This window comes from Archangium lipolyticum, assembly GCF_024623785.1.
Classification (GTDB): domain Bacteria; phylum Myxococcota; class Myxococcia; order Myxococcales; family Myxococcaceae; genus Archangium; species Archangium lipolyticum.
Genome location: NZ_JANKBZ010000006.1, coordinates 331077 through 345791, shown reverse-complemented (window position 1 = coordinate 345791; position 14715 = coordinate 331077). Strand labels below are relative to the sequence as shown.

Sequence of the window (14715 nt, the reverse complement as noted above, 5' to 3'; positions counted from 1 at the left end):
GAGCAACATGGCCCCACAGCGTACCGGCGATGCCTCCGCCCACCCGGGCGATGAGCGCGGTCGATCCCAAGCCCTCCATAGGACCGGGGGCGATCCCTCGGGCGGCTCGCCGGGCCCTGGTGCTCTGCACCGCGGGCGGGTGTTCGTGGGGCTCTCCCTCGCGCTCGGTCTGTCCCTGGCGATCGCCTACGGCCTGCTGGCCGGGGCGCTGGAGAAGATGTCCACCGAGCGCGCGGATCGCCAGTCCCTCGTGTCCCTGCGTGCGCTGGAGGACCTCGTCCAGCGCGCGGGGGGCTCGGGTGACGCCGTGCGAGCCGTGGTGTCCACGTGGAAGGAGCAGCTTCCCGCGGGCAGCGCGGTGCGCGTGATTGCCTTCTCGGGCATCCAGCTCGAGGCCTCCACCTTCCCCGAGGACCAGGGGGAACGCGCGGCGCCGCGCCGGCTGTCGCGTGAGGAGAAGCCCCTCTATGACCGCGGGCAGCGGCTGCGGGCCGCGGTGGAGACCAACCGGGAGGAGGGCTCCGCGCGCAAGGTGGAGGTGGAGACGGAGGCGCTGCCGGATGGCCGGCGCCTGCTGAGCGCGCCGGTGGAGGTGGACGGCTCGGTGGTGGGCATGGTGGAGCTGGCCACGGCGCCCCTGGCGGCTCCGTTGAAGCCGGGCATGTTGGCGACGCTCGCCTTCTTCCTGGTGCCGCTGGCGGTGTGTGGTGCCGCGGCCTTCGTGGTGCGCCGCCAGGGCCTGCTCGTGGCCGTGTCGGTGGTGTTGCTCGCGGCGGGCCTGGGTGGCTACGTGTCCTATTCCCTGGGCACGCTGGGCGCCGAGGTGCGTGGGACGCAGACGCTCGTGGCCACACAACTGCAAGCGATGGCGCAGCGGGCCCAGGCGGTGATGGCCGAGCGGCAGCTCGCGGCCGAGCCGGCGCTGCAGCCGGGCAACTGGGACGCGGATCAGTTCCGCCGTCCGCTCGGGCTCGTGACACCGGCGGGTGAGGTGAACGAGGCGGTGGTGTCCGCGCGCGTGGGCGAGCTGCGCTCGGGCGCGGGCCGCGCGCTGGGCGGGCTGGGGGCACTGGCCCTGGCCGTGCTGCTCTTCATCGGCATGGGTGGCCTGGCCCGCACGGTGGAGACGGTGGTGGAGTACCGGACGGCCTACCTCTACATCGCCCCGGCGATGGTGGGCATGGTGGTGCTCGTCTTCTTCCCGTTCTTCTACGGCATCACCCTGTCCTTCACCGACTCCAACCTCTACAACACGGGGCAGGCGCTATCGGACATCTGGGTGGGCCTGCGCAACTACGTGGAGATCCTGGGCGACTTCAACATCGCCCGGCGCGCGCAGGACGGCTCGCTCGTCTTCAACTACCTCAACTTCTACTACACGCTCTTCTTCACGGTGGTGTGGACGGTCACCAACGTGACCATCGGCGTGACGGTGGGCCTGGCGCTGGCGCTCATCCTCAACGTGCAGGGGCTGGCGCTGCGGCCGGTGTACCGCGTGCTGCTCATCCTGCCGTGGGCCATGCCCAACTACATCACCGCCCTCATCTGGAAGGGCATGTTCCACCAGCAGTTCGGCGTGGTGAACCACGTCATCCGGATGTTCGGTGGACAGGGGCTCGCCTGGTACGACACGCCGACGACGTCGTTCCTCACGGCGCTCGCCACCAACGGCTGGTTGAGCTTCCCCTTCATGATGGTGGTGTCGCTGGGCGCGCTGACGTCCATCCCCAACGAGCTCTACGAGGCCGCGCGCGTGGATGGGGCCTCTCGCTGGCAGCAGTTCAAGTCGATTACACTGCCCTCGCTCAAGCCCGCACTGGTCCCGGCCGTCATCCTGTCGGTCGTCTGGACCTTCAACATGTTCAACATCATCTTCCTGGTGACCGAGGGTGAGCCGGGCAACTCGACGGAAATCCTCGTGACCCAGGCGTACAAGTTCGCCTTCCAGCGCTACCGCTACGGGTACGCGGCGGCGTACTCGACGGTCATCTTCGGCATCCTGCTGCTCTACAGCGTGGTGCAGAACCGCATGTCGCGCGCCACGGAGGCCGCCTGATGTTCTCGCGTCGAGATGGGGTGCCCCACTGGCCGCTGCACGTGCTGCTGGCGGGCTTCACCCTCTTCACCCTCTATCCCATCCTCTGGGTCATCACGATCGCCTTCTCGGGCAAGCAGAGCCTGGCGATCGCCACGCTGCCCGAGGCGCCCTCGTTCCTGGACCGGGTGCGCGCCGTCACGCCCTGGCCGGAGACGTGGTCGCTCTCCAACTTCGTGTCGGTGATGAGGGATCAGCCCTTCGGGCAGTGGATGCTCAACAGCGCCATCATCGCGCTGGGCACCACGGTGGTGGGCGTGTTCCTCGCGTGCACCGCGGCCTATGCCTTCAGCCGCTTCAAGTTCGCCGGCCAGCGCGCGGGCATGATGGCCTTCCTCGTGTCCCAGATGTTCCCGGGCACGCTGATGTTGATTCCCCTCTACATCATCCTGGTGCAGTGGCTGGGCCTGGGCAGCTCGCGCTTCGGCCTGATGATCGTCTACGCCACCACCTCCATTCCCTTCAGCGTGTGGATGCTCAAGGGCTACTTCGATACCATCCCGAAGGATCTGGAGGAGGCCGCGCTCATCGAGGGCGCGTCGGTGGGGAAGATCTTCTGGACCATCATCCTGCCGCTGGCCAAGCCGGCGGTGGCGGTGACGGCGCTCTTCTCGTTCATGACGTCGTGGAACGAATTCATCCTCGCGGCCACCTTCATGGACCAGGAGACGATGTACACGGCGCCGGTGGGACTGCGCTTCTTCGTGGGTGGCTTCTCCCAGCAGTGGGGCTACTTCGCCGCTGGCTCCATCATCGTCTCGGTGCCGGTGGTGATCCTGTTCCTGTTCCTCCAGAAGTACCTCGTCTCCGGCCTGACCGCCGGCAGCGTCAAGGGTTAGTCCGCAGTCATCCCAGCAAGGAGAAGTTGCACATGAAGACCTCGCGTTTCGCTGTGTTCACGCTGGCCGCGGCGCTCCTGGGCGCCCCCGCTCTGGCCGCTGACAAGGTGTCCTTCAAGGACCCGACCGGTGACGACAACGGTCCCGGTGCCTACAAGTACCCGACCGACACCGTGTACAAGCGCGGCTCGTTCGACCTGACGGACTTCACCTTCGAGAAGAAGGGCGCCAAGGCCGACGTCTCCCTGGGCTTCAACACCAGCCTGGAGGACGCGTGGAAGACGGGCGCCGGCTTCTCCGTGCAGATGGCCTTCATCTTCATCGACACGGATGGCAAGGCGGGCAGCGGCTCCACCGACTCCCTGCCGGGCCTCAACGTGAAGTTCGCCCCGGAGTTTGGCTGGGAGAAGGTCATCGTCATCTCGCCGCAGGGCTCCGCGCGCGTGAAGGCCGAGGTAGGCAACAAGGCGGGCGCGGCCAAGGACAACGTGCTGGTTCCCAACCGCATCAAGGGCTCGGGCCGCAAGGTGAACGCCACGGTCGACCTGGGGGGCCTCGAGGGAGATCCCTCGCAGTGGCGCTTCCAGGTGCTGGTGCAGTCCAACGAGGGCTTCCCCGCGGGCAGTGATCTGCTGACCCGCAAGGTGAACGAGTACGAGGGCCAGCACCGCTTCGGTGGTGGCAACGACGGCGAGTGTGATCCGCACGTGATGGATCTGCTCGCGGGCGAGGGCAAGGGCGATGCCTCCGAGGTGAAGGCGCAGCACGAGATGCTGAGCTACGAGTGCGCTGAGGACGGCACGGCCAAGAAGCCGGCGACGCTCACCATGGTAGGCGGCGTGAAGGCTGCTCCGGCGGCCCAGGAGCAGAAGTAGTCGTCAGTCTTTGATTCGAGATTCTGCCGGGGGTCGCGCGGGCGGTGTCGAGCTGTCCGCGCCGGCAACCGGGAAGTCCCCCTTCCCGGTTCGACCAAAAGAGAGGGGAATCACCCATGAAGATGAAGTCCATGCGGAAGGGCGCAGCCGCCCTGACCGCCGCCGCCACCCTGCTGCCCGCCGCACCCTCGCTCGCCCAGGAGGCCCCCAAGCTGCAGATTGGTGGTACCACCTACACGAAGTGGCTGTATGGCAGCTCCCGTGAGCAGGGCTCGCTCTACAACTACACCACCATCCCCGGCGAGAGCGCGGGTGACAACGGTATCGGTACAGAGCTCGAGCTGTTGCTCAACGCGAAGCTGTCCAGCGCGGTCGAGGTTCGTGGCCGCATCCACAGCCGCTTCAGCCAGAACTTCTGGACCAACGGCGGTGGCTGGGGGAAGACGGACAACAACTGCACCTCGGGCAACTGCGGTGAGTTCGACAACCGTTCCAGCCAGTACATCAAGCTGCGCGGCATGGCTGTCACCCTGACGCCCGGCTATCTCATCGACTCCGCGACCATCGGTGCCAACGACTTCGGTCAGTTCGATCCGCTCGTCGTGGGCCGCATCCGCTACATCGACCGCGACAACGTCTACGGCGTGCTCGTCCAGGGCTCGGCGCTCGAGCGGAAGCTGACGTGGGATGTCGCCGGCATCTCGCTGCCGCGCCTGTGGGCCGGCCCGCGCTTCAGCACCGGTGCCTTCCACGCCACGGACGCCACCTACGTCGCCCAGTCGAAGTACACCTTCAATGACATGTTCGACCTGGGAGCCATCTTCCAGTACACGAACGACTCGGAGGTGAACCCCACGGACGTCAACTACGATGACGGCCGTGATCTCATGCCGCGTTTCCGCAACGGCGTGGGCGGCCTCAAGGCCGGCTTCCACCTCGACTCCAAGGTGGACGTGAAGGGAGCGTTCTACCGCTCGTATTCCAACGTGGACGCGGACCCGGCCAAGGGTCTCATCGACCGCTTCTCCCCGATTCCGGGCGGCCGGCTCATGGACAACACCATGATGCTGGATGTGTCGTTCAACGATCCGCTCGACATCGGTCTGTCGCTGAACATGCAGGCCTTCAGCATCGGCGCCAACTACGTGTCCGTGATGGCGTCCCGCCGCGAGTCCGACGTGCTCCTCACAGAGGGTCACGATGGTGCCTTCGGCGGTCCTGGTCCCGCGAACGATCGTTCCGGCCAGTGGGGTGATCCCAACTACATCGGCTATGGCGGCTGGACGGGTGAGACCCAGCAGGTGGCCACCGTCAACGTGGACAACGAGTTCACGGACTTCGACGAGCCGTTCGCCGAGACGGTCATCGGCTGGAAGGGCGCCACCTTCAACCCCGTCTTCAGCGCGGGCGCGCTCGAACTCGCTGGCGAGTACTCGTACATCACCTACAACACCAACTGGCAGGCTTACGGGGATGATTCCAAGCCCATCGACAACCGCTACCCGATGATGGATGGCGATGTCGGCGTGGGTCACGGTTACCGCAGCGCCTACCAGCCCTTCCAGGACAAGCTGAGCCATATCCTGGTGGCCAAGGGCCGCTACGTTCTCGACATCGGCCGCGGCATCGACGTGTTCGGCAAGGTGAAGTACATCTACGAGAACGACAAGCGCATGAACAACGCGAAGTACCTGCCGTACCAGGCGGGTGCGTGCGCGGGTCAGCAGGCGGATGGTTCCTTCGCCGCGTGCGACAACACCAAGATCAACGAGTACAGCCCGGGCAACAGCACGTCGACCCTGTACTCCAATCCCCACGTGGTCACCGTGGATGGTCAGCAGGGCTACGCCTTCAAGCCGTTCGACGACATCAGCGACGATGACCGCGAGCTGAAGTACACCACCTTCAGCCTGGGGACCGGCTACCAGCTCACCGATGACCTCTACATGTCGCTGAGCTACGCCAAGTACCTGGCGGACCTGAAGGATGGCACCACCGCATTCCGCGCCTACGGCAGCCACCAGATGGCCTCTGGCAAGCACGACAAGAACCAGCTCTCGCTCCGGGCCAAGTACATCCTGGCCGGCGTGGAGTTCGGCGCGGAGGCCGGGTACGCCTTCGGTACCTTCAATCCGGAGTACGGCTCGGGGTTCCTGCCGCAGCGCGCCAGCGCGGACATCGCCAGTAAGCGCCACATCCCGGCGGACTCGCTCGGCTTCAACACCAATCAGGAGCATGGTGATTGGTTCAACCTGGAGGACCGCAAGTTCCAGCAGATGCGCCTCAAGGTGTTCATGAAGGCGCAGTTCTAGTCTTCCTTCCTGTCGTTCGAGGGGCCCGGTGCGCGGAGACGCCTGCCGGGCCCCTCGCTTTTCCGCACCCGAGGATTCATGTCCATGGCGCCTTTTCGCCACCTCTTCCCGTCCCTGTTGCTGGCCGTACTGGCCGGTGCCTGCCACGCCCGCGGCTCGCGCGGCGAAGCGTTGCTCTTCTCCCTGGAGGATCCTCGCGGAGACGACCACGGTGATGGAGAGCTGCGCTACCCTCTCCGCCAGGACTTCGAGCCCGGCTCACTGGACCTGGTGTCCCTGGCGGCCCATGCCGAGAGCGGCGGGACGCGCTTCGAGGCCACCTTCGCGCGCCCGATCGTCAAGCCCCAGCGGGGACGCACCATCGACGCTGCGGGAACCACGATGACGGACATGGCCCGCTTCGGCTTCTACACCTTCAACCTGGACATCTACGTGGACACGGACCGGGTAGAGGGCTCGGGTCGCACGGACACCTTGCCTGGCCGCAACCTCACGCTCGCGTCGGGCAGTGCCTGGGAGAAGGTCATCCTCCTCTCTCCTCGCCCGTACGAGTCACGCGACTTGCTGCGCACTCTGTGGGCGCGGGATGCGCGCGAGGAGGCCGGGCGTCAGGGCGCGGTGAGCGAGTCGACCGTGCGGACTCTGGATGCGCAGGTGGAACGCCAATTGGAGGAGCGTGTTTTCTTTCCCACCCGTATCCGTGTCTTCGGCAACACGGTGTCCTTCTTCGTTCCGGACAGCTTCCTCGGTGGGCTGGCACGGTCCTCATGGGGCTACGCTGTGGCGGTGACGGGCGCCACGCTCGATCGCCGGGTGGACCTGCCCTCCGCCTTCGGGAGTGTCACCGCTCCGAGCGAGCAGAGCGTGTCGGCGCTCGGCATCGGTCCGGGCGTGTCGCGCGAGCGCTTGGGAGGAGGGCGACTGGGAGATCCGAACCAGTCGCCGATCGTGGACCTGATGGTGCCCGAGGGAATCCGGCAGGAGGAGGTGCTCGGGCCGAAGGGGCCGGCCTGGCCCGCGGTGACGCCGGCCTCGTCCGTGTTACCGCAGGCGCCAGATGCCGGTGCTCCGGGCGGGCAGGGTGACACGCCAGGCCCCTGACGTCCTTGAGGGGTAGCCCACGCCGGAGTCGGTGAAGAGAGGCTCGGCCGTCTCACCCGCGACATCGAAGGGTCCGGCGATCGTGGATGCATCGGACAGATTGTGCACGACCAGTACTCGTTCATCATCCAGCATGCGCTGGAAGGCGAGCGTGGTCGAGGCGCCTGAGGTGGGGGAGAGGAGAAGGAGTCCTCCGCGGTCCAGTGCCTGGGTGTTGCGGCGGACATGGATGAGGTTCCGGTAGCGCGAGAGCAGCGAACTGGCGGTGCTCGTCTGCGCGGCCACGTTGGTGCTCTCTCGGCCAGGGGCGAAGGGGAACCAGGGCGTCGTGGTGGAGAAGCCCCCATTCGCGCTCGCATCCCACGGCATGGGCGTGCGCTTGGCTTCATCGTTGTTCGTGGTGCCGTTGGACAGTCCCACCTCCTCGCCGTAGTACAGGAACGGCGAGCCCGGCAGGGTGAGGAGCACGGAAGCCGCATTGGCCAGTCGGCCCGAACCGCCACCAAGTTGGGTGGCGATGCGCACGTTGTCGTGATTGGTCAGGAAGGGCGCATCCGCAACGCCCTCGGGGTAGACGCGCGCCATCTCCGCCAGCTTGGCGGCGATGACGGTGGCATTTCCCTGCGGGATGCCCGAGATCATCTGCTCGGCGAGAGGGAAGTTGAAATTGAGCGGCAGCTCGTCACCACCGGGCGTCTTTTCCGTAGAGCCGTAGTAGGTGGCGATACTGGACGTGGAACTCCAGTTCTCCCCTACGAGCACCGCGTCCGGCTTCACCTGTCGCACGTAGGCGGCGAACTCCTTCCAGAATGCATGGGTCTCCGGCGTGTCGGCCTGACCATTTCCAGGCCCGGTCTCGATGAGGTAGCGCGCCGCGTCCAGCCGGAAGCCGTCCGCGCCCTTCTCCAGCCAGAACGAGGCGATGCGCTTGACCTCCTCGCGTACCGCGGGGGTCTTCAGATTGAGGTCCGGCATGCCGCCCCAGAAGACGCCGTAGTAGTAGGCACCATTGAGCGAGTGCCAGGTGGCGCCGCTGGTGGAGTACAGGTCCCAGGGCCGTTTCCAACCCGGGTTGTTGTCCCTCCACTGGTACCAGTCCCGCTTCGAGGAGGTGCTCGAGGACGAGGACTCCACGAACCACGGGTGTTGGGAACTGGTGTGGTTGATGACCAGGTCCAGGATGACGCGCATGCCCCGGCGGTGGGCCTCGGCGCACAAGCGCTCGAAGTCCTGCTGGGTGCCGTAGTCCGGGTCGATGCGCTCGTAGTCCACCACGTCATATCCGTGGTAGCTGGGCGAGTCGAAAATGGGCATCAGCCACAGCGCGTCCACCCCGAGATCCGTGGTGGTGCTCGGATCGCCATCGTTGAGATAGTCCAGGCGTGAGATGAGGCCGGGCAGGTCGCCTTTGCCGTCACCGTTGGAGTCCTGGAAGCTGCGGACGAAGACCTCGTAGAAGACGGCATGCCGGTACCACTCAGTGCCCGCAGGCGGGGCAATCTCCACCGGAGTCGAAGTCGGCGGAACCTGCCCCGTGGGCGTGGTTGGACCCGAGATGCAGGCCGTCAAGGTGAGAAGGGGGAGGAGGTGCAAGCAGCGGGAGCGCGGCATGGGGGCAAGGCTTTAACAGCGCCTCGAAATCCATGCCAGCCGCCGCAGGTAAAGGCTCAGCGCTTCTCTCCCTGTGCTTCAGATCAGTTCGGTGCGAGCCCCATGCGGCTCTCCATCTCTGGGTTCATGGGGTCTCGTAGGTGACCCTCAAGTAGGGCTTGTTGGTTCCACTCCTGGAGTCCAGAATGAGCAGTGCACCATCCCCGCTGTAGTAGGTTGGGGTGAGATTGTCGGGGACATTGAAGTGCAGTCTGAGCTGGGTGCGCTTGCCGCGGGTTCCCTGATTGCGCCAGTCGCCATCGACTGCAGCCAGGACAGGGGCAGAACTCCAGCCGCGGCCGGTCGGATGCCATGTGGTGACGTGATAGACGATGGCGCTCGTGTAGTCGCTTGCCTCAAGTGTGGCACCGTAATTCACGCTCGACACGTTCATGTCTCCAAACCGGGTGAAAGGATCGCTGTCGAAGGTGCTGATATAGACGTTCAGGGAGGCATCCTTGATGCTCGAGAGGTCAGCGGGAAGTTGACCCAGATCGAACGTCAGGAAGATCATGTCCGCCAGGGGATAGAAGGTGGTGGCGGTTCCTCCCTCGAAGTCGAAGTCCAGGCCGAGCCTGTAGGTTGTCGAAGGGATATTGACGCGGTAGGTCTTACGGCTGATGTCGAAGATGGCATAACCGTCGTTGCCCGCGACCACTGGCAGATCCGCAGTCAGCTGCCGGATGATCCTGAAGCTGGCGTTGATTCCCGTCCCCAGCGTGTTGCCCGCGAGATCCCTGGCCGAGGCGTCGAGGCTCCAGTTGATGTCCGTGCCATAGGCGAGCCCGGACGCGGGGGTGAAGGTCATCGTCCTGCCATCGGCACTCCAGGTGAAATCGCCAGCCACACCGCTGGGGCTCGCGATGGCGAAGGCCGCCTGGGTGTTGGCCTTGTCCATGGGCTCGGAGAACGACACGCTGATGCTCGTGGAGCGGCTCAGGCCAGTCTGCGTGTGGCTCGGGCTGTATCCGGTGAGCTGCGGCCGTGTCAGGTCCGGAGCGTTGCTGGTGGTGAACTTGAAGCTGAAGGGCGCGGCCAGCGCGTTGCCCGTTGCGTCCATCGCACCCGTGCCCAGGGTCACCGTGTAGACGGTGCTGTAGGCCAGTGAGGCCGTCGGGTCGAAGGTCAGCAGCTTCCGGCTCGGGTCCCACGTCAGGATGCCGGGAACGGTGGGGTGGATGGAGAACGCGGACGTGGCGGACTCGGTGTCCATCGCCTCGGAGAAGTGGAGCGACACGTTCGTGTTGATGTCCGCGTCAGTCGAGTTGCCGCCGGGCGCGGTGCTCGCCACCGTGGGCGGCGTCGTGTCCGGCAGGCTCTGGGTCTCGAAGCCCACCGTCGTGGCGGCCAGTGCGTTGCCCGCCTCGTCCGTGCCCTGGATGCTCAACGTATACGGGGTGCCGTACTTCAGGATGGGCGTCGGCGTGAACTTCACCGTCCGCTTGTCACCGCTCCAGGACGGGGTGCCCAGGTTGGAGTGCGCGGGGCTGAGCGCGACCTTGACTCGGGTTGGGTCCATCGGCTCGGAAAAGGTGAGCACCACCTGCGTGTTCACCGCCACATAGGTGGCGCCGTGGGCCGGCGAGCTCGACGCGAGTGCCGGGGGGACCTGCTCCAGGGTGGCGGTGAAGGTGAGGGTGCTCTGCCCATCCAGGGTGTTGCCCGCGGTATCCCTGCCGGACACCGTCAGGGTGTACGTGGTGTCGTTGGAGAGGGCGGTCGCCGGCTGGAAGGTGACCTGGGTCCGCTCGGTGTTCCAGGCCGGCATTCCCAGTGTCATGGCTGGCATGGCGCTCACCGTCACCGAGGCCGGATCCATGGGCTCGGAGAAGGTGATCTCGATGCGCGTGTCCACGGGGGCGGTGGTGGCGTCGCCCGGTACCGTGCCGCTGAGCAGCGGGCGGGTCAGGTCCGTCGGGTTCTCGGGGACTGGCTCCTCCACTTCTGGAAGTTCGATGCATGCGGGCAGGGACAGTGCGCAGAGGAGCGCGGCGCTCGTTGCCCAGAGCCTGGAGTTCATGGCTGTGTCCTTTTCTTGAATGGATCGGTTTGGGGGGTGGCCTGCGATTGGCCGTGCCGGCCTTCGCAATTCGCGGGCCAGCCGAGTCCCCCTGTCGGTTCACGTGCTTGGGTGTTTCGCCCACCGGGAAACTGTCCCGGTGGGTGTACGGCGTCCGCGGACGGGGACGGATGACGGGTGCAGGATCCGAGGCTCTGCTAGTCTCCACCGCGCTCCCACGGGCCGTGACTTGGTGACGGACGGGGGGAGCTTCCTCATGACTCGAAGGGTTCGCGGGCTGGCTCGTCTCCAGGAGGGGGGCGGACCGTGCACCCAGGAAGGTGTGTTGAATGCGATTCGCGGTTTCCTCCAGGCCCACCCCGTGGGTCCGGCCACTGGCGCTCGGCCTGGTTGGCCTCCTCTCGTCGGGTACGGCCCTCGCCGCCGAGCCCGCGAGTGTCTCCCTCGTCGGCTCCGTGAAGGATGCGCTGAGCTGCACCGCCGGTGATACGGCTTGCACCGAGGCTCGTCTGTCCTTCAATGAGGAGGATCAGCTCTGGCAGGGCACGTTCCCCCTGAAGGCCTCCACCTCGTCGCCGTGGAAGTTCCGGGCGGCGGCCGATGAGGGCGCTGGCTCCGTCTCCACCTACGGCCGGGGCGCCGTGCTCGATGGACCGGAGATCGACCTGACGCTCGGGGCGGATGCTCCGGTCAAGTTCTACTACGACTCCAAGACGCACTGGATCACCAGCAACAAGACCTCCATCATCGCCACCGTCGCCGGCAGCTTCCAGAGCGAGCTGGGGTGTTCGGGTGACTGGGCGCCGTCATGCTTGCGCTCGTGGATGCAGGACATCGACGGGGACGGCATCTACACCTTCTCCGCGAACCTCCCGGCGGGCGCGTACGCGTTCAAGGTGGCCCTCGATGAGGATTGGGGCACCAGCTACGGTCAGAATGGCACGGGCGGTAACATCGACTTCTCCGTGCCGGAAGGCGGCTCCCCGGTGGACTTCAAGTTCGACTCGAAGACCCGCGTTCCCACCTTCAAGGTCTTGAATGCGCCCCCGGGTGACATCCGTCTGGCCCGCGCGTACTGGGTGACCCGGGACACGCTGCTCTGGGCCCCGGTGGATGTTCCCTCCAATGCGAGCTTCAAGCTCCACTACGACCCCACCGGCGCCATGGTGCTGCAGCCCACGGGTGTCCAGGGCGGCCAGTCCATCGCCCTCACGCTCGACCCGGCCGGCCCGAGCGCGCAGCTCAAGGAGAAGTTCCCGCACCTCGCCAGCTACAAGGCGCTGAAGCTCGCCGACACGGAGCTGGCCAAGGTCCCCGAGCTCCTCAAGGGCCAGCTGGCCCTCTCCGCGACGGCGGACAACGGCAAGCTGCTCGACGCCACCTCGGCGCAGACGCCGGGCGTGCTCGACGCGCTGTACACCTACGACGGGCCGCTGGGCATCTCCTGGAATGACGGTGTGCCCACCCTCCGCCTGTGGGCTCCCACCGCACGGTCCGTGCGGCTGCACGTGTTCGATACCTCCACCGGGGCCGAGGCCAGCAGCGTGCTCGACCTGACGCACGACGCGGCCACCGGCGTCTGGAGCGTCACCGGCGACGCGGGCTGGAAGAACAAGTTCTACCTCTACGAGGTCGAGGTCTACGTCCGCTCCGAGCAGAAGGTGGTGAAGAACCTGGTGACGGACCCGTACTCGCTGAGTCTGGCCACCAACAGCAAGCGCAGCCAGCTCGTCGACCTGTCCGACGCGGCGCTCGAGCCCGCGGACTGGGACTCGTTGAAGAAGCCCGCCCTGGAGGCTCCCGAGGACATCGTCCTCTACGAGCTGCACGTGCGCGACTTCAGCATCAACGACGCCACCGTGCCGGCCGACAAGCGGGGCACCTTCGCCGCCTTCGCGGAGAAGGCCTCCAACGGCATGAAGCACCTGGCGCGGCTCGCCAGCGCCGGTCTGACGCACGTGCACCTGCTGCCCGTGTTCGACATCGCCACCATCAACGAGAACCGCGCCGACCAGGTCGTGCCGGCGGGCGACCTCGCCTCGATGCCCCCCGACTCGGAGCAGCAGCAGGCCGCGGTGACCGCGGTGCGCGACCAGGATGGCTTCAACTGGGGCTATGACCCGTACCACTACACCGTGCCCGAGGGCAGCTACTCCACCCAGCCCGAGGGCAGCCAGCGCATCCTCGAGTTCCGCCAGATGGTGAAGGGGCTCTCCGAGGCCGGCCTGCGCGTGGTGATGGACGTGGTCTACAACCACACCAACGCCTCGGGTCAGGCGGCCACCTCCGTGCTCGACCGCATCGTCCCCGGCTACTACCACCGCCTCAACTTCGACGGGAACGTCGAGACCAGCACCTGCTGCCAGAACACCGCCTCCGAGAACGCCATGATGGAGAAGCTCATGGTGGACTCGCTCGTCACCTGGGCCAAGGCCTACAAGGTGGATGGCTTCCGGTTCGACCTCATGGGCCACCACATGCGGTCCAACATGGTGAGGGTCCGCGAGGCCCTGAGCGCGCTCACCCTGGAGAAGGATGGCGTGGATGGCTCGAAGATCTACGTCTACGGCGAGGGCTGGGACTTCGGCGAGGTGGAGAAGAACGCGCGCGGCGTGAACGCCACGCAGCTGAACATGGGAGGCACGGGCATCGGCACCTTCAGCGACCGTCTGCGTGACGCGGTGCGCGGCGGTGGTCCGTTCAGCGGCCTGCAGGAGCAGGGCTTCGCCAGCGGTCTCCTCAGCGAGCCCAATGACACCAACCAGGGCACTCCGGAAGAGCAGCGCGAGAAGCTGCTGCACTACACGGACCTCGTCCGCGTGGGCCTGGCCGGAAACCTGCGCGACTACGAGCTCGTGGATGCTGAGGGCAATACGGTGAAGGGCTCGCAGGTGGACTACAACGGCAGTCCGGCGGGCTACACGATGGATCCCCAGGAGGTCATCACCTACGTCTCGGCGCACGACAACGAGACGCTGTTCGATGCCATCCAACTCAAGGCGGCTCCGTCCACCTCCATCGAGGAGCGCGTGCGCATGCAGAACCTCGCGCTGGACCTGGTGCTGCTGGCCCAGGGCGTCCCCTTCATCCACGCCGGTGACGAGCTGCTGCGCTCCAAGTCCCTGGACCGCAACAGCTACAACTCGGGCGACTGGTTCAACAAGCTCGACTTCACCTACGAGTCGAACAACTGGGGCGTGGGTCTGCCTCCGGCCGACGACAACGATGACAAGTGGGATATCATGCGGCCGCTGCTCGCCAACCCGGCGCTGAAGCCGTCCAAGGAGCACATCGTCTCGTCCCTGGACCACTTCGACGAGATGCTGCGCATCCGCAAGAGCACCGCGGCGTTCCGCCAGCGCACCGCCGAGGACATCCAGTCCAGGGTGCGCTTCCACAACTCGGGTCCGGACCAGAGCGCCGGTGTCATCGTGATGGAGATCACCGACGAGAAGGCCGCCGACGGGCACACCCGGGTGTTGGTGGTCTTCAACGGCAGCAACAAGAAGGTGTTCCCCAACGTCCCCGCGTACAAGGGGAAGCTGATGCAGCTCCACCCGGTGCAGCAGTCCTCGCGTGACGTGCGCATCCACGAGGCGCGCTTCGACGTGGTGACGGGCTCCTTCGCGGTGCCGGCGCGGACGACGGCGGTGTTCGTGAACGCCCCGGACACCCAGGGTTGCGGATGCTCCGACTCGGGCGGTGGGACCTTCGCCGCCCTGGCGGCGCTGGTGGGCGGGGTGCTGCTGTCGCGCCGCCGCCGCGCCCAGGCGTAGTCGTTCTTCCGTGAGGGTTCCCCCTCCTCCGAGAGGGGGGACCTTCC

The 14715-nt window shown here is 66.3% G+C and carries 8 protein-coding genes; 6 read left to right on the top strand and 2 right to left on the bottom strand.

The features are described from left to right. The first annotated feature begins 7 nt into the window (after positions 1–7). From NR810_RS16340 to NR810_RS16320, 5 genes are all read left to right on the top strand, one after another. The gene (locus NR810_RS16340; protein WP_257453538.1) at positions 8–2056 is read left to right on the top strand and encodes a carbohydrate ABC transporter permease; all 2049 of its coding nucleotides are present in this window, start codon (positions 8–10) and stop codon (positions 2054–2056) included. Continuing rightward, positions 2056–2934, top strand: coding sequence for a sugar ABC transporter permease (locus NR810_RS16335; RefSeq protein ID WP_257453537.1), 879 nt, complete (start codon positions 2056–2058; stop codon positions 2932–2934). The genes NR810_RS16340 and NR810_RS16335 overlap by 1 nt, the downstream gene beginning before the upstream one ends. A 32-nt stretch (positions 2935–2966) precedes the next feature. After that, positions 2967–3809, top strand: a complete 843-nt coding sequence (locus NR810_RS16330; protein WP_257453536.1) for a glucodextranase DOMON-like domain-containing protein — start codon at positions 2967–2969, stop codon at positions 3807–3809. A 116-nt stretch (positions 3810–3925) separates the two neighbouring features. Beyond that, the gene (locus tag NR810_RS16325; RefSeq protein ID WP_257453535.1) at positions 3926–6121 is read left to right on the top strand and encodes a hypothetical protein; all 2196 of its coding nucleotides are present in this window, start codon (positions 3926–3928) and stop codon (positions 6119–6121) included. An 84-nt stretch (positions 6122–6205) separates the two neighbouring features. Next, positions 6206–7222 carry a glucodextranase DOMON-like domain-containing protein gene (locus NR810_RS16320; protein WP_257453534.1) on the top strand — a complete coding sequence of 339 codons (1017 nt, stop codon included), beginning with the start codon at positions 6206–6208 and terminating at the stop codon, positions 7220–7222. Here NR810_RS16320 and NR810_RS16315 read toward each other — a convergent pair. Together NR810_RS16315 and NR810_RS16310 are read right to left on the bottom strand one after the other, a co-directional pair. After that, positions 7163–8833 carry an alpha-amylase family glycosyl hydrolase gene (locus tag NR810_RS16315; protein ID WP_257453533.1) on the bottom strand — a complete coding sequence of 557 codons (1671 nt, stop codon included), beginning with the start codon at positions 8831–8833 and terminating at the stop codon, positions 7163–7165. The genes NR810_RS16320 and NR810_RS16315 overlap by 60 nt on opposite strands. Before the next feature lie 124 nt (positions 8834–8957). Next, positions 8958–10892 (bottom strand): Ig-like domain-containing protein, encoded by a 1935-nt coding sequence (locus NR810_RS16310; protein ID WP_257453532.1) that lies wholly within the window; start codon positions 10890–10892, stop codon positions 8958–8960. A gap of 329 nt (positions 10893–11221) precedes the next feature. Here NR810_RS16310 and pulA point away from each other — a divergent pair, with 329 nt between their 5' ends. Continuing rightward, the gene (pulA, locus tag NR810_RS16305) at positions 11222–14668 is read left to right on the top strand and encodes a pullulanase-type alpha-1,6-glucosidase (protein ID WP_257453531.1); all 3447 of its coding nucleotides are present in this window, start codon (positions 11222–11224) and stop codon (positions 14666–14668) included. Positions 14669–14715 lie beyond the last annotated feature (47 nt).